At 72.5% G+C, this 13,826-nt stretch carries 14 protein-coding genes and 1 tRNA gene; 12 read left to right on the forward strand and 3 right to left on the reverse strand.

All coding sequences use genetic code 11. The features are described 5' to 3' along the window. Positions 1 to 3: 3 nt before the first annotated feature. Positions 4 to 1,521 (reverse strand): SLC13 family permease, encoded by a 1,518-nt coding sequence (locus Ae331Ps2_RS15675; RefSeq protein WP_075308042.1) that lies wholly within the window; start codon positions 1,519 to 1,521, stop codon positions 4 to 6. Next, on the reverse strand, positions 1,518 to 2,060 hold the full coding sequence (locus tag Ae331Ps2_RS15680; protein WP_369804809.1) for a gluconokinase: 543 nt from the start codon (positions 2,058 to 2,060) through the stop codon (positions 1,518 to 1,520). Before Ae331Ps2_RS15680 ends, Ae331Ps2_RS15675 begins: the two co-directional genes overlap by 4 nt. 160 nt (positions 2,061 to 2,220) lie before the next feature. Between Ae331Ps2_RS15680 and Ae331Ps2_RS15685 the strand changes: the two genes are divergently transcribed. Both Ae331Ps2_RS15685 and Ae331Ps2_RS15690 read left to right on the forward strand, forming a co-directional pair. Next, a complete protein-coding gene (locus Ae331Ps2_RS15685; RefSeq protein ID WP_043280180.1) occupies positions 2,221 to 2,949 on the forward strand; it encodes a FadR/GntR family transcriptional regulator in 729 nt (242 codons plus the stop codon). A 121-nt stretch (positions 2,950 to 3,070) separates the two neighbouring features. Continuing rightward, positions 3,071 to 4,012: a TrmB family transcriptional regulator gene (locus Ae331Ps2_RS15690; protein ID WP_249265598.1), complete on the forward strand. Its 942-nt coding sequence runs from the start codon at positions 3,071 to 3,073 to the stop codon at positions 4,010 to 4,012. Positions 4,013 to 4,043: 31 nt separating this feature from the next. Here Ae331Ps2_RS15690 and Ae331Ps2_RS15695 read toward each other — a convergent pair whose 3' ends face one another. After that, positions 4,044 to 6,080 carry a S9 family peptidase gene (locus Ae331Ps2_RS15695; RefSeq protein WP_075308038.1) on the reverse strand — a complete coding sequence of 679 codons (2,037 nt, stop codon included), beginning with the start codon at positions 6,078 to 6,080 and terminating at the stop codon, positions 4,044 to 4,046. Between the two features lie 86 nt (positions 6,081 to 6,166). Between Ae331Ps2_RS15695 and Ae331Ps2_RS15700 the strand changes: the two genes are divergently transcribed. The 10 genes from Ae331Ps2_RS15700 to Ae331Ps2_RS15745 all read left to right on the forward strand — a co-directional run bounded on the left by Ae331Ps2_RS15700 (position 6,167) and on the right by Ae331Ps2_RS15745 (position 13,744). Then, positions 6,167 to 6,239 (forward strand) — tRNA-Ala (locus Ae331Ps2_RS15700). A gap of 182 nt (positions 6,240 to 6,421) precedes the next feature. Further along, positions 6,422 to 6,970: a hypothetical protein gene (locus Ae331Ps2_RS15705; protein WP_139318801.1), complete on the forward strand. Its 549-nt coding sequence runs from the start codon at positions 6,422 to 6,424 to the stop codon at positions 6,968 to 6,970. Positions 6,971 to 7,253: 283 nt separating this feature from the next. Continuing rightward, positions 7,254 to 8,009: an SDR family NAD(P)-dependent oxidoreductase gene (locus tag Ae331Ps2_RS15710; RefSeq protein ID WP_075308034.1), complete on the forward strand. Its 756-nt coding sequence runs from the start codon at positions 7,254 to 7,256 to the stop codon at positions 8,007 to 8,009. A 61-nt stretch (positions 8,010 to 8,070) separates the two neighbouring features. Beyond that, positions 8,071 to 8,718, forward strand: coding sequence for a TetR/AcrR family transcriptional regulator (locus tag Ae331Ps2_RS15715; RefSeq protein WP_083695613.1), 648 nt, complete (start codon positions 8,071 to 8,073; stop codon positions 8,716 to 8,718). A 464-nt stretch (positions 8,719 to 9,182) separates the two neighbouring features. Beyond that, positions 9,183 to 9,920, forward strand: a complete 738-nt coding sequence (locus Ae331Ps2_RS15720; RefSeq protein WP_139318800.1) for a hypothetical protein — start codon at positions 9,183 to 9,185, stop codon at positions 9,918 to 9,920. A 369-nt stretch (positions 9,921 to 10,289) separates the two neighbouring features. Continuing rightward, a complete protein-coding gene (locus Ae331Ps2_RS15725; protein ID WP_075329745.1) occupies positions 10,290 to 10,751 on the forward strand; it encodes a C40 family peptidase in 462 nt (153 codons plus the stop codon). A 76-nt stretch (positions 10,752 to 10,827) separates the two neighbouring features. Then, on the forward strand, positions 10,828 to 11,652 hold the full coding sequence (locus Ae331Ps2_RS15730) for a transposase family protein (protein ID WP_075313133.1): 825 nt from the start codon (positions 10,828 to 10,830) through the stop codon (positions 11,650 to 11,652). Between the two features lie 34 nt (positions 11,653 to 11,686). Then, positions 11,687 to 11,866 (forward strand): hypothetical protein, encoded by a 180-nt coding sequence (locus tag Ae331Ps2_RS15735; RefSeq protein ID WP_075308024.1) that lies wholly within the window; start codon positions 11,687 to 11,689, stop codon positions 11,864 to 11,866. Continuing rightward, positions 11,863 to 12,648: a class I SAM-dependent methyltransferase gene (locus Ae331Ps2_RS15740; RefSeq protein WP_075312292.1), complete on the forward strand. Its 786-nt coding sequence runs from the start codon at positions 11,863 to 11,865 to the stop codon at positions 12,646 to 12,648. The genes Ae331Ps2_RS15735 and Ae331Ps2_RS15740 overlap by 4 nt, the downstream gene beginning before the upstream one ends. A gap of 28 nt (positions 12,649 to 12,676) precedes the next feature. Beyond that, positions 12,677 to 13,744 (forward strand): aromatic ring-hydroxylating dioxygenase subunit alpha, encoded by a 1,068-nt coding sequence (locus tag Ae331Ps2_RS15745; RefSeq protein ID WP_075308022.1) that lies wholly within the window; start codon positions 12,677 to 12,679, stop codon positions 13,742 to 13,744. The last annotated feature ends 82 nt before the right edge of the window (positions 13,745 to 13,826 follow it).

Below are 13,826 nucleotides of genomic sequence, written 5' to 3' on the forward strand. Positions count from 1 at the left end.
GGGTCAGATCACCAGGTCGATGAGCAGCACCAGGACCAGGCCGGAGACCGAGATGACGGTCTCCATGATCGACCAGGTCTTGATGTTCTGGCCGACGGTGAGCCCGAAGTACTCCTTGACCAGCCAGAACCCGGCGTCGTTGACGTGGGAGAAGAACAGCGAGCCCGCGCCGATCGCCAGCACCAGCAGTGAGGTCTGGGTCGGGTCGAGCGTCGGCAGCAGCGGCACGAGGATCCCCGCGGCGGTCACCGTCGCGACGGTCGCCGACCCGGTCGCGAGCCGGATCGCCACCGCGACCAGCCAGCCCAGCAGCAGTGCGGAGATGCCGGCGCCGGTGGCCCAGCCCGCGATCATCGCGCCGATCCCGGTGTCGACCAGGGTCTGCTTGAACCCGCCGCCCGCGGCGACGATCAGCACGATCCCGGCGATCGCGGGGAGCGACCTCTCCAGCGAGCCCATGATCCCGGCGCGGTTCATCCCCGAGCCGGTGCCGAGGGTGACCATCGCGACCAGCACCGACAGCAGCAGCGCGACCAGCGGCGTGCCGACGAAGTCCAGCGCGGCGCGCACCGGGTTGCCCTCGGGTGCGGCGATGTCGCCGACGGCCTTGCTCATCATGAGCACGACCGGCAGCAGCACCGTGAACAGGGTGGCGGCGAACCCGGGGCGCCGGGTGGGACCGCCGTCCGGCACGTCGCGGCCGGCACCGGAATCGGCACCGGCGTCGGAATCGGCACCGGACCCGGGACCGGCGTCGGCACCCGCGCCGGTCCCGGCCGATCCGGCGGACGCGGCGGACGCGGTGGTGCTCCCGGCCGCGACCGGGGACTCGAACAACGCGGGCGGGGAGACGTCGACCCAGCGGGCCGCCAGCGTCGCGAACAGCGGCCCGGCCAGCACGACGACCGGGATCGACACGAGCACGCCGAGGACCAGGGTGATGCCCAGGTCGGCGTCGAGGATGCCGATCGCGGCGAGCGGGCCGGGGTGCGGCGGGACGAGACCGTGCATCGCCGACAGCCCGGCCAGTGCCGGGATGCCGACGGCGATCAGCGAGACCTGGGCCCGGCGCGCGACCAGGAAGATCACCGGCATCAGGATGACCAGACCGATCTCGAAGAACATCGGCAGGCCGATCAGTGCCCCGACGGCGGCCATCGACCACGGCAGGGTCCGCGGGCCGGAGCGGGAGACGATCGTGTCGACCAGCCGGTCGGCACCGCCGGAGTCGGCGAGCAGCTTGCCGAACATCGCGCCCAGCGCGATCAGCGTGCCGACGCTCGCGGCGGTCGAGCCGAACCCGTCGGAGAAGGCCGCCACGGCGTCGCCCATCGACATGCCCGCCACCGCCGCGACCAGCAGCGAGCCGATGGTCAGGGCCAGGAACGGGTGCAGCGAGAACTGCGTGATCAGCAGGACCAGCGCGACGATCCCCACCAGCGCGGCGGTCACCAGGCGGCCGGCGGACGCGACCGGCTGGGCCTGCTCCGCGGCCAGGACGAGTGCGGGGTGCAGCGTCATCGCGGGGCCACCTCCGACCCGGTGGCGGCGACGGCGCCCGCGACGATCTCGTCGACCGGCCTCCGGATGTCCAGGGTCGTCCCGGCCTCGTCGGCGGCCAGCGGCTCCAGGGTGGCCAGCTGGGAGTCGAGCAGCGCGGTCGGCATGAAGTGCCCGGAACGTCCGCCCATGCGCTCGGCGAGCACCGCCGCGTCGCCGGAGAGGTGCACGAACACCGTCGACGGCGCGTGGGCGCGGAGCCGGTCGCGGTAGGTGCGGCGCAGCGCCGAGCAGGCGACGACGAGCCCGGTGCCGGTGTGCTCGGCCAACCGGGCGCCGACGGCGTCGAGCCAGGGCTCGCGGTCGGCGTCGGTGAGCGGTATCCCCCGGGTCATCTTCGCGACGTTGGCGGCCGGGTGCAGACCGTCGGCGTCGGTGAACGGGACACCGAGTGCGTCGGCGAGGGCGGCACCGACGGTGGACTTCCCGGAGCCGGACACCCCCATCACGACGACGAGGGGGCGGGGTGGTGGCTGGTGTGTCGCCGGCTGTTGCGTCACTGCATCGGCTCCTCACGGTGTGGCGGCATCGGCACGCGGACCGGGAGTACCCGGGCCGTTGTGGGTCCAGAGTCGGTCAAAAGTATTACTTTTTCAATACCGGATCGGTTCAGATATGCCTTTTCCGGTGCCCGGCATCGTGAGGTGGCACGATTCGACCGTGAGCGGCGCGACGGAGGGCACGGGACTGCACGCGGACGTCCTGGACCGGCTCGGGACCGCGATCGCCGCAGGCACGATCGGCCCCGGCGAGGTCCTGCGGGCCGAGGAACTGGGCGACCGCTACGGGGTGTCGCGGACCGTCGTCCGGGAGGCCGTGCGGGTGCTGGAGTCGATGGGCCTGGTGCGCAGCAGGCGCCGGGTCGGCACCACCGTCTCCCCGCGCGGGCAGTGGAACGTGCACGACCCGAGGGTGATCCGCTGGCGGCTCGACGGCCCGGGTCGCGACGAGCAGCTGCGGTCGCTGTCCGAGCTGCGCTGCGGCGTCGAACCGCTGGCCGCCGAGCTGGCGGCCGACCGGGCCACCCCGGAGCAGTGCGGGGTACTGGTCGGCGCGGTGATGGACATGACCGCGCACGGCCGCGCCGGGGACCTGTTCGCCTACCTGGAGGCCGACCAGCTCTTCCACCGGACCCTGCTCGCGGCCTCGGGCAACGAGATGGTCGCGGCGCTGGGCGACGTCGTCGCCGAGGTGCTCGCGGGGCGGACCCGGCACCACCTGATGCCCAGTCGTCCGGAACCGGAGGCGATCCGGCTGCACCGCGACGTCGCCGACGCCGTCCGGGCGGGTGACGCCCCTGCCGCCGGAGCGGCCATGCGGGAGATCCTCCGTGAGGCGGATGCGGCGATGCGGGCCGGCGTGACGCGCGCGCCCGATCAACGATTGTGATGATGGTGCGGATTCGGGCGTATCGATCGGTCGCCCGCGATCGACCTGGGGAGTGGACGCGGCGAGATGTCGCGGGACGGTGACGAACGATTGAGATGATCTTGTAATGGCCGTACGTCGGGTGACGGAAGAGCTCCAGCGACTGGGCTTGTCGGGCTACGAGGCCAAGGCCTACGTGGCGCTGGTCAGCGCGGGCGAGGCGGTCAACGGGTACGAGGTGGCGAAGCGGTCCGGGGTGCCGCGCAGCACCGTCTACGAGACGCTGGGCAAGCTCGTCGGCCGCGGCGCGGCCTTCGAGGTCCGGGCCGCCGACGGCACCGGCTACGTCCCGCTGCCGCCCGCGACGCTGCTGGAGCGGATGCGCCGCGACTTCGACCGCACATTGGGCATCCTGCAGAACGAGATCCCGCGGCTGACCGCGCCGCCGCAGGTACGGCTGGTGCACTCGCTGACCGAGCGCCGGATGCTGCTCGAACGGGCCGAGGACGTCGCCGCCGCGGCCCGCTCCGAGCTGTACGTGCTCGGCTGGCCGGAGGACGTCGAGACCCTCAAGCCCACGGTCCGCCGGGCCGAGGAGCACGGCGTCGACGTCGCCACGGTCGTCTTCGGCGTCGACGACGACCCGGTCGGCTGGCACATCGAACACCGCTACTCGGCCCCGTCGGCGGTCGAGGACAACCTCGGCCGGCGGATGCTCGTCGTCGTCGCGGACCGGGACCAGGCGGTGATCGGGGGCCTCACCGCCGACCGCACCTGGGGCCTCTACACCGACGACCCGGCCGCGGTGCTGCTCGCGCACCTCTACGTGCGCCACGACATCGCGATGCACCGCGTCGCCGACCGGTTCGCCGAGCACGGGTTCGACGAGTTCTGGGCCGACGACCCCGCCCTGCGACGGCTGCGCGAGCCCGTCGGCGAGCCGGTCCGGGCCGCCGACGGCGCACCGCGCTCGGTCGGCCCGGAGACCGACACCGTCGGCGGCCTCGGTGACGTCGGCGGCGTCGACGATCTCGGCGACGCCGCCGACCCCGCCGGGGACGACGGCCGGAGCCGGGCCGGCTGAGCACGGCCCCCCGCGCCCTCGGCCCGCGCCCTCAGCCCGCGGGCACCTGCGCCGGCCTGCGCCCGCCGAGGTGCCGGCCGAAGAAGTCGAGGATGATCTGCGCCCGCTGGACTCGGTGGCGCGGCGACCCGTCCCGCGACATCCCGTGGCTCTCCTCCGGGAACCGCCAGTACTCCACCGGCCGCCCGAGCAGCCGCAGCGCGACGAACAACGCGTCGGCCTGCTCGACCGGACACCGCAGGTCGTCCTCGGAGTGCAGGATCAGCATCGGCACGTCGATGCCGCGGACGTGGTGCAGCGGGGACATCCGCCGGTACTCCTCCGGCGCGTCCAGCCACGAGCGGCCCAGCTCGTGGCCGAACCACCCGGCCGCGTCGGAGCTCCAGTCCAGCGACTCCAGGTTGTTCACCGCCCGCTCGCTGCAGGCGGCGGCGAACCGGTCGGAGTGGTGGGCGTCCAGCCACGAGGTGAGGTATCCGCCGTAGGACCCGCCGAGCACGCCCACCCGGTCCCGGTCGAGCTGGTCGAACTCCGCGAGGGCGCCGTCGAGCGCGGCGAGCACGTCGTCGGCGTCGATCCCGCCCCAGCCGGTCCCGGGTGCGGTCTCCGCCAGCGGGCTGCGGATCGCCCGTACCCGGTCCTGGGTGTAGCCGGTCGATCCGTGCGGGTTGCACCACACGACGGCGTAGCCGGCGCCCGCCCACAGCCGGAACTCGTCGAACCAGGCGTCGGCGTACTGGGTCATCGGGCCGCCGTGGATCGACAGCAGCACCGGCAGCCGGCCGCCGGCGCCGGTGGCGGGCTCGTCGGGCAGCAGCACCCAGGTGTCGATGTCGCCGTCCCCGGCCGGGGACGGCACGGCCAGCCGGTACGGGGTGCGCCCGCGCGGCACGGCGTCGTGGAAGGGCTCGGTGAGCGCGGTGAGCCGGCGCAGCGACCCGTCGTCGGTGACGTGCAGCTCCCCGAGATGGTCGTGGTCGGTGACCAGCACGACGGTGCTCCCGCCCGCCCGGTCGTAGGCGGCGACGGCCCGCGCGCCGGTCAGCAGCGCCTCCGCGGTGCCCGCGCCCGGTCCGTCGGCCGCGACCCGGTACAGGTGCACCCCGCCGCGGTCCTCGCAGGACACCAGCAGGTGCCCGTCGTCCCAGATCGGGGCGCGGGCGCCGGGGAAGGGCCGCCAGGTGCGGTCGATGCCGGTCGCCAGGACGTCCTCGCGCCCGGTCGCGATGTCGACCAGCGCCGGCGACGCGTGTGCCGGGGCCGCCAGGTGGTCGTCGGAGGCCAGGGTGGCCAGCCGGGTGCCGTCCGGCGCCCAGGACGGGTGCGTGTGGTGGCGACCGCTGCGGGTGAGCAGCCGCGGCTCGCGGCCGCCCGCCGCATCTCCGCCCGCCGCGTCTCCGCCCGCCGCATCGACGAGGTAGATCCGCGCCGTCTCGTCCAGGTCCCACCCCGGCTCGCGGTCCGCGACGACGGCGAGGGTCCGCCCGTCGGGCGACCAGGCGGGCGACGAGTGCTCGTACGGCCCGCCCGCGACGGCCACCGGGTCGCCGCCCCCGGCGTCGACGACGAACACCGTCGACGGACGGTCGATGATCCAGCCCTCCCCGTCCAGCCGGCTGAACAGCCGGTCGATCCGGCGGGGTTCGCGGGCCCGGTCGTCGTCGCCGGTGGCCCACCGGGCCGCCCGCTCCCGGGACACGAACGCGATCCGGGTGCCGTCCGGCGACCACACCGGCTCGGAGATCCCCTCCGGACGCTCGCAGACCACCACCGGCTCGCCCGGGACGCCGATCGGCAGTACCCGCAGCCGTGCGCCGCCGCCGTCGCGCCCGGTGACGACGGCGAGCCGCGTCCCGTCCGGCGACCAGGCGGGGGAGGAGTCTCCGTGCTCGGAGCCGGTCAGCCGCCGCGGTGGACCGCTGCCGTCGGTCGGCGTGAGCCAGATCGCCGTCCGGTACCGGTTGGCGCCGAGGTCGACGCGGCGGACCGCGACGGCGACGTGCGCGCCGTCCGGGGACACTGCAGGGGGGCCGAGGGTGACCAGTCGTCCGATGTCAGAGGGCTGCACGGGGTCGACGGTAGGGCGCGACGCCGGGAGGGGCACCCCCCTTTCCGGGCCGGAAACCGGCCGGTGTAGTGTTCTTCATGTCGCAAGGGGCTGTGGCGCAGCTGGTAGCGCACTTGACTGGCAGTCAAGGGGTCAGGGGTTCGAATCCCCTCAGCTCCACCCTTCTTCACCAGGCCAGGACTAACGTCCCGGCCTTTTTCTTACCCGGATGCAGTCGTTGTGAGTGATCAGCCGAGTGTCCATGCCGGGCGGTCCGATCGGCGGCTGACTTGCGCTGTGTCCGACGGGATCACGGTGCGCCGACGGGCGCAGATGGTCCGGGGTCGCGGGAGGTGCAGAGGGTGCGGGTTCCGGCGACGAGCTATGCCGGCCGATGGCCGCGCCGTGGTGTCGTGACGGTGACCCCGGATGAAGTGGTCTTCGAGCCGAACACGGCAGAGAAGCGGCTACGCGCCGACGGTTTCTCGGTCCCGGCACACGACATTCGGTCGGTGTCGGTCGAGCCCCGGAGCATCCGTCGACCGACGTCCTGGGGCAGCCATCGCGTGCTGTGCATCGAGACGCCAGGGCGTGAGAGTGTGCTGAGGCTCGGTGTGGATCACGGTAGGCACGTGGCTCCACTGGTGTCGGCGATCCTCACCGGGGCCGAGGACGAGCGGGCCGTTCGCAGAATCGGGCGGAAGGTACGGCACCAGTTCCCGACCGTGTCGCTCTGGGGACAGGCGTTCGCAACGTCGCTGCTTCTTCTGGCTCAGCTCGGCCCGGCGCTGTTGTGGGGCGATGCCCCGCTCGACGCAGGCCGTATCAGCCTGAGCATCATGATCGCGCTCCTGATGAGCGTCTACCTGGCCGTACTGGTCCACAGGGGTGTTCAGCGGTCGTCCGCGTGATCGTCAGGAGCGGCGAGAGTGCCACCGCCGACGGGTTGCTCACGAGGATGTCCGCGTACCGACCGAGGACGAAGGCGGGTAGGGGCGACGCCGTCGCTCAACGTGGTCCGTCCTCGTCGCGCGGTCCGTGGCGGGCTCGGCCCCAGGGGCGGTGGGTATGGCACTCCCAGGATCGTCGAGTCCTTCCTCCCGATCCGAGGATTCGCAGAATGAGAGGGGACGCACGGCTCACCAGTGGAAGCAGGAAACCGTGTACCCCACACACCGGTCGAAGGAGAACCCCATGACGAACAATCGCACGGCCCTGGTCACCGGCGCGAATCAAGGCATGGGGAAGCACGTCGCCACGGGCCTGGTGGCAGACGGGTACACGGTGTACATCGGTTCCCGGGATCTGGGTCGGGGCGAGATAGCCGCCAAGGAGATCGGGGAGGGCGCGGTGGCCGTTCAGCTCGAGGTCACCGACACCGAGTCGGTCGCGGCGGCGGCGAGGCGGATCCGTGAGGAAGTCGGCAGCCTGAACGTGCTGGTCAACAACGCGGCGATCTCCACCACCCGCCCGGGCAGGGGCGACCTCGAGTCGAGTCGCGCCGCGTCCATGGCCAGCGTGGTCCCGCTCGACGAGGTGCGGGGTGTGTGGGAAGTGAACGTCATCGGCGCGCTGGCCGTGTACCAGGCCATGGTGCCGCTGCTGCAGGCGGCCACCGACGCCCGGGTCGTCAACGTCACCAGCGCCCTCGGATCCCTGACCCTTGCCGAGAACCCCGAGCTCGACCTCCGGGCCAACTTCAGCACGTCGTACGCCGCGTCGAAATCGGCACTGAACGCGGTGACGCTGGCCATGATGATCGAATCTGAGACGACCGGCATCAAGGTCAACCTCGTGTCACCCGGCTTCGCGAACACCCAACTGGTCAACTTCCAGGGGACGGACACGATCGAGGACGCCGCTCGCGAGATCCTCCGCGTCGCCCGGCTCGGTCCGGACGGAGCGCACGGCACCTTCACGACGTGGGAGAACCTCGCCCTCCCCTGGTGATCGCCGGTCCCCTCCATCACGATGAGGCTTGCCCTAGACCTACACAATGTAGCCTCAGAGCATGGCGGCTCGAGGTGAACGACCCGACGGCCGGACCCGCCCCCGCGAGGTCCAGGGCTTCCGCCACGGTCGGGTCCCGCGGGCGGTACGCGCACGACAGCTCGTGGAGTGCGCGGAGGCGTTGTTCCTCGAACGCGGACTGCAGGCTGTGTCGGTCGAGGACGTCTGCCGGGCGGCGGGGGTGAGTCGGCCGGTCTTCTACGACCACTTCGACTCCCTGACCGGCGCCTACATCGCCTGCGTGCGCCGGATCCGCGTGGAGTTCCAGGAGATGGTGGTTGCCGAGATGGCCGGGACCGAGACGGCGGAGCTGTCGGTCCTGTTCCAGGTCGCGGGGGAGGCGTTCTTCTCTCTCATCGAGCAGGATCCGCGCCGCTGGGCTCTGTTCTACGGCTTCCCGGGTCTGTACGGGGAAGCGGCCGAACAGCTGGAGAGCCTGCGTGAGGACAGCGTTCAGGTCATCGCCGCGCTGATCAGTGCTCGCCGTCCGGAGCTGAGCGAGGCCGATGTCATGGTCGCCGCGCAGATGATCTCCGGTGGCGGCGAGCAGCTGGGCCGTTGGTGGCTCCGACACCGTGGCGAGGCCTCTCGCGACGACGTCATCGGCGCCTACCGCCGCTACACCAGCGCCGCGCTGCACAGCATGTGACGGGCCGATCCTGCGTCGATCGCCCTCGGGCTGCAGTGTTCGGACCTGCCGACGTCAGGCGCACGAGAACGACGCGGAACCGGCTAGGACGGGGATCAGGATCTGGGGCGGCGCCCCCCGCCCTCACCGCGGCAGGCCTGCCCGGAGCGGGTGTCGGTCACGGCGATGACCCCCGTCGTCGAGCGGCAGGGGCATCCAGTGGCCCGGCGAGTTCCGCGTGCATGACCTCGACGTAGCCGTCAAGCGGGTGATGCGACTTTGCTCTTTCCGGGGTGACCGACGCTGTGTAACCTACACAGCGTCGGTCAAGCAGTGGGCCGCAGCCAGCAGGTGAACCGGGCCTCGGTGCCCGTCCACCTCACGAGCACACGATGCGGCGATGACGGCCGGTTCCGGCGCACCGGACCCTCCGAGTGCGACCGCGACGATCCGGCTCGACGCCACTCCCGGACGGAGGAGCGACGATGCACGACCAGCACGAGCAACTCGGGCCACCTCGGGCATTCGTCGCCCGGATGCGCGAACGACGGCGACGCCACACCCACACCCCGACCGAACGCGACGCCCCCGCCCGCGCCGACGGTGCCGAGGTGCGGGTGGAGTCGTCGACGACATGGTGGGCCTGGCTCTGCGGCGCGGCGTCCTGCGTCGTGGAGATCGGCTCGGCGGGCGGCGGGCACACCAGGGCGGGAGCCGGGGCCGCACGCGGGGACTACATCGTCGTGGAAGGCGACCGGGACTCCGCCGAGGCCACACGGCGGCACCTGCACCTCGACGGCCTCGACCGCGCCCACGTCCACTGCCCGACCGGCGACGGGGCAACCGCGCTGCTGGACCTGGCCGGGCCGCTGCTCACCGGCTGCGACCTGGTCAGGTTCGACCTGACCGGGACCGGTGCAGCCACCCTGCCCCAGCTCCTGCCCCTCGTGGAACAGCGGCGCCCCATCGTGTTCCTGCACGGCTACCACCGCTGTTCCTCGCTGGACCAGCTCCTCGAGCGGCTCGTCGGACGCGGGTTCGTCCGACTGTCGTTGTCCGACGGCCTGCGCAGCAGCTGCTCCCATCCCGGCCTCGCCGGCAGCCCGACGGTCCTGCTCGTTCCCGCCGAGCAGTGCCGCAACCTCCCCCGTCGACAGACCCGAGCAGCAACCGACACCGACCCCGCCGACGACGGGCACACCCCGGCGCGGCTGGTCGGCTGAGGCCGGAGGCGACGAGTGAATCGGGCTCTGGCACGTCCTGCTCGGTCGGCGGTTCCCCGCGTTCCGAGCGCAGGATCCGTGGAACGCACTGGTCGTGGTCCGGGTCCTCGGCACCGCCCCGAGCGCCCGGATGCCGTTGGGTCGGCTGCGACCGCGGTGTGCGTGGGCCTGGTGCTGTGGTCGGTGACGTCGCTCGGCGGCTCAGGTCTGGCGTCGGTCCCCGCTGCGATCGATGATCAGAACCCGGCTTCCCCGGCATCGGCGCCGTCGTCCCTCGGTTCTGGCCCCGGTTTCGTGTCAGAAGCAGGGCCACCGTCGACAACGTCCACTGTGACGGCCGGCGTCGAGCCAGCGGCCGCCACCACTGCCATGCCGGACCAGCGCGCGAGGATCGCGGTCGAGGTCGCGATGAAGCAGATCGGGCTGCCCTACATCTGGGGCGGGAACGGCCCGGAGAACGGGCACCGCGGATTCGACTGCTCCGGGCTCACCACCTTCGCCTACGACAAGGCCGGGGTCGAGCTGCCGCGCACCGCGCACACCCAGTTCCGCCAGGGCCCCCGCGTGCCCGACGGCACCCTGCTGCAGCCCGGGGACCTGGTCTTCTACGGCACCTACAGGAAGGTGCACCACGTCGGCATGTACATCGGCTCCGGACGGATGGTGAACGCGCCGACGTTCGGCAAGCCGGTGCAGACCGCCTGGTACCGCTACAACGGCGACGACTACATCGGAGCCACCCGCCCCGCCGCGACAGGCACCGGCGCCCTGCCTACTGAGGTGTTCTCAGTAGCGGGGTGGCAGGTCGTGGCGACACGCCGAGGGTGGTGAGATGAGCGGGAACGGGGCAGGACCCCGGTAGATCGGTTCGGTCCAGCACAGATCGACACCGTCACCGAGGTCCTGCATGTCTGATCCTGTCACCTACACCGCTGTCCTCCCGATCGGGGAGCGCACCGTGGCCTATCTGGCGCGGCTCCTGGTCCTTCAACGCCGTCGACGTGGCACCCGGCGGCGGGCGTTGACCCCGTTCGCCCAGGCAGTGCTGGTGATCCGCTGGTTCTGTGATGCTACCCGGGTCCGATGTTTGGCCGGTGACAACGCGATCAGCACTGCAACGGCCTACCGTTACCTGCACGAAGGCATCGACGTCCTCGCCGCGGCCGCACCCGGCCTGCACGGAGCCCTGCTCGCCGCCCGCACAGCCGGGCACACCCACGTGAATCTCGACGGCACCCTGATCGCCACCGACCGGTGCCGCGCGCTCGGCCTCACCCCCGGGGTCGACCTGTGGTGGTCGGGCAAGCACCGCCGCCACGGCGGGAACATCCAGGTCCTCACCGCACCTGATGGATGGCCGCTATGGACCAGCGACGTGCGGCCGGGCCGCGAGCACGACACCCGCTGCGCCCGTACCCACCCCGGGCTGCTCGAGGGCCTGGCCGCGTTCACCGACGACACCCACGCCGCGCTGGGCGACCTCGGCTACGAAGGCGAAGCCGACCGGCTCACCGTGCCCATCAAACTCGCCCCCGGCCGCGGGCAGACGGTCAACCAGCGCACCGTCAACACCCTGCACTCAGCCCTTCGTGCTCTGGCCGAACGCGGAAACGCCCTGCTCAAGACCACCTTCGCCGCGTTGCGGCGAGTCACGCTATGTCCCTGGCGCACCGGCGCGATCACCGCAGCTGCGCTCGTACTACTCCACACCGAGTACGACCGCACGACATGATCAACCCGCTACTGAGAACACCTCACTGACCGAGATGGTCACCGCGCTGCACGCGGTCCTCCGGCGGTGGCGCGTCGAGCCGCTCTCCCCGGAGCCGTTCCGGCCCGCGGTGGAGGCCACCATCACCGCACGCGGCCTGACCCTGCGGGTCGTGGCACGGGACGCCGCACCGGCGGTCGGCGAGCCCTCGGCAGGGGCCGGGTGCCCGGCATGACGGCGGGCTACGGAGCGGGTCACCTCGACCACGACGAGCCGCTGGAGCTGCGCAGACTCCGGGCCCACGAGGAGTTCGCCGACGCAGGTTCCCGACGGGCCCTCGACGGACTGGACCCGATGCCCGGCTGGCGATGCCTGGAGCTGGGCGGGGGGACCGGGTCGGTGGGGCGCTGGCTGGCCCGGCGCTGTGCGCCGGGCGAGGTGGTGGTCACCGATCTCGACACCACCCTGCTCCCGACCGACGTCGCGAACCTGACGCCGTTGCGGCACGACGTCCTGCACGACGACTTCCCGGCCGCCTCGTTCGACCTCGTGCACGCCCGCGCCCTGCTGGAGCACCTGCCCGACCGGGCCGCCGCGCTGGCCAGGATGGTGGGGTGGACCGCGCCGGGCGGGTGGGTCTGCGTCGACGCCACGCTCCGCATCACCCCGCCCGGCGGCAGCCGCACCGCCTTCCACCGCTGCCTGGAGGGGCTCTCCCGGCTCGCGTCCGGCCGGATGGGCGCCGACATCGGGTGGGCCACCGGCCTGCCGCTGATGCTCGCCGAAGCCGGGCTGGTGGAGGTCGGCGTGCTCTGCACCCCCGGCGTCGTGGGGTCGACCGGCAACGCCACCAGCCTCGTGCGTGTCTCGCTGGCGCAGTTCGGCCCGCTGCTACGCGAGCACGATCTCGTCTCCGACGACGACATCTCCGACTGCCTCGCCCTGCTCGACGACCCCGGGCATGCCGACCTGCCGTTCCTGCTGATCTCCGCCTGGGGCCGGCGGCCCCGCCCGTGAGCACCCCCACCACCACGGAGGACCTGCGATGTCCGGTCTCACCCGCTACGTCCACGACGACTCCGGTCCCGCCCGCGCCGATGCGCTGACCGCGACCGCCACCGCGACCGCGCTGCCCTATCCCGACGGCTGGTTCTGCCTCGCCTTCTCCGACGAGCTCCCGCCCGGTGGCGTCCTCACCCGCACGCTGATGGGGGAGGAGGTGGTGCTCTTTCGCACCCGCGGGGGAGTGCTGCGGGCCGTGCGGCCCTACTGCCCGCACCTGGGAGCACATCTGGGGGCGGGCGGCGCGGTCGAGGGCGAGAACATCGTCTGCCCGTTCCACCGGTTCGCCTTCGACACGAGCGGGACCTGCGTGGCGACCGGCTACGGGCTGCAGCCGCCGAAGGCCGCGCTGACGCGGTACGACGTGTGCGAGGTGAACAGCTCCGTCTACGTGTGGCGGCATGCGCTGGGAGAGCCGCCGACCTGGGAGGTGCCCGCCCTGCACGGCCCGCGGCCCAGCGTCTTCCGGCACACCACGGTCGACCTCGCGGGCCATCCGCAGATGATCGTCGAGAACGCGTTCGACTTCGGGCACCTCACCCAGCTGCACGGCCTGAGCGGGCTCACCATCGACGCCGATCCGGTGATCGGGGAGCCCACCTGCACGATCCCGGTGACCGCGGGCGGGCGGGCGTTGGTCCCCAGCGCGTCCTACGAGCTGACCGTCGTCGGCCTCTCGACGTTGGCGGCCGTGGCGCGGCTCGGCCCGCTCGGTGACATGTACGTCCTGCTGCACGCGACCCCCACGGCGCCGGGCAGGCTCCACCTTCGCCTGGGCGCCACCGTGGCGCTGGAGAAGGTCCCGTTCGTGCCCGACGTCCTGGGCCGGCTGATCACCGACCCGCTCTCGCAGCTGTTCAGCCGCCTGGCGCACCACATCACCCTCCGGGACGCCGCTCCCGACTTCCCGGTGTGGAACCACCAGATCTACGTCGAGCACCCGAAGCTCGCCCCCGGTGACGGGCCCGTCGGCCGCTACCGGCGGTGGGCCCGGCAGTTCTACTCCGCTCCGGCCGGCGGGGACGTTCCGGTGGCCCCGCCCCGGACCTGACCCGGCCGACCGGCCCGGCGCCCGCCTGCAGTCGGGGCGGCTCGGCCTCGACGGGCCGGTCGGTGTCCCCTCCTGCGACGGG

This window comes from Pseudonocardia sp. Ae331_Ps2 (assembly GCF_001932405.1).
Lineage (GTDB): Bacteria > Actinomycetota > Actinomycetes > Mycobacteriales > Pseudonocardiaceae > Pseudonocardia.

Excerpts from the sequence above, each read along its gene's own strand:
- Ae331Ps2_RS15675 (WP_075308042.1), bottom strand. The coding sequence starts at position 1,521 with ATGACGCTGCACCCCGCACTCGTCCTGGCCGCGGAGCAGGCCCAGCCG.
- Ae331Ps2_RS15710 (WP_075308034.1), top strand. The coding sequence starts at position 7,254 with ATGACGAACAATCGCACGGCCCTGGTCACCGGCGCGAATCAAGGCATG.
- Ae331Ps2_RS15715 (WP_083695613.1), top strand. The coding sequence starts at position 8,071 with ATGGCGGCTCGAGGTGAACGACCCGACGGCCGGACCCGCCCCCGCGAG.
- Ae331Ps2_RS15720 (WP_139318800.1), top strand. The coding sequence starts at position 9,183 with ATGCACGACCAGCACGAGCAACTCGGGCCACCTCGGGCATTCGTCGCC.
- Ae331Ps2_RS15725 (WP_075329745.1), top strand. The coding sequence starts at position 10,290 with ATGCCGGACCAGCGCGCGAGGATCGCGGTCGAGGTCGCGATGAAGCAG.
- Ae331Ps2_RS15730 (WP_075313133.1), top strand. The coding sequence starts at position 10,828 with ATGTCTGATCCTGTCACCTACACCGCTGTCCTCCCGATCGGGGAGCGC.
- Ae331Ps2_RS15735 (WP_075308024.1), top strand. The coding sequence starts at position 11,687 with ATGGTCACCGCGCTGCACGCGGTCCTCCGGCGGTGGCGCGTCGAGCCG.
- Ae331Ps2_RS15740 (WP_075312292.1), top strand. The coding sequence starts at position 11,863 with ATGACGGCGGGCTACGGAGCGGGTCACCTCGACCACGACGAGCCGCTG.
- Ae331Ps2_RS15745 (WP_075308022.1), top strand. The coding sequence starts at position 12,677 with ATGTCCGGTCTCACCCGCTACGTCCACGACGACTCCGGTCCCGCCCGC.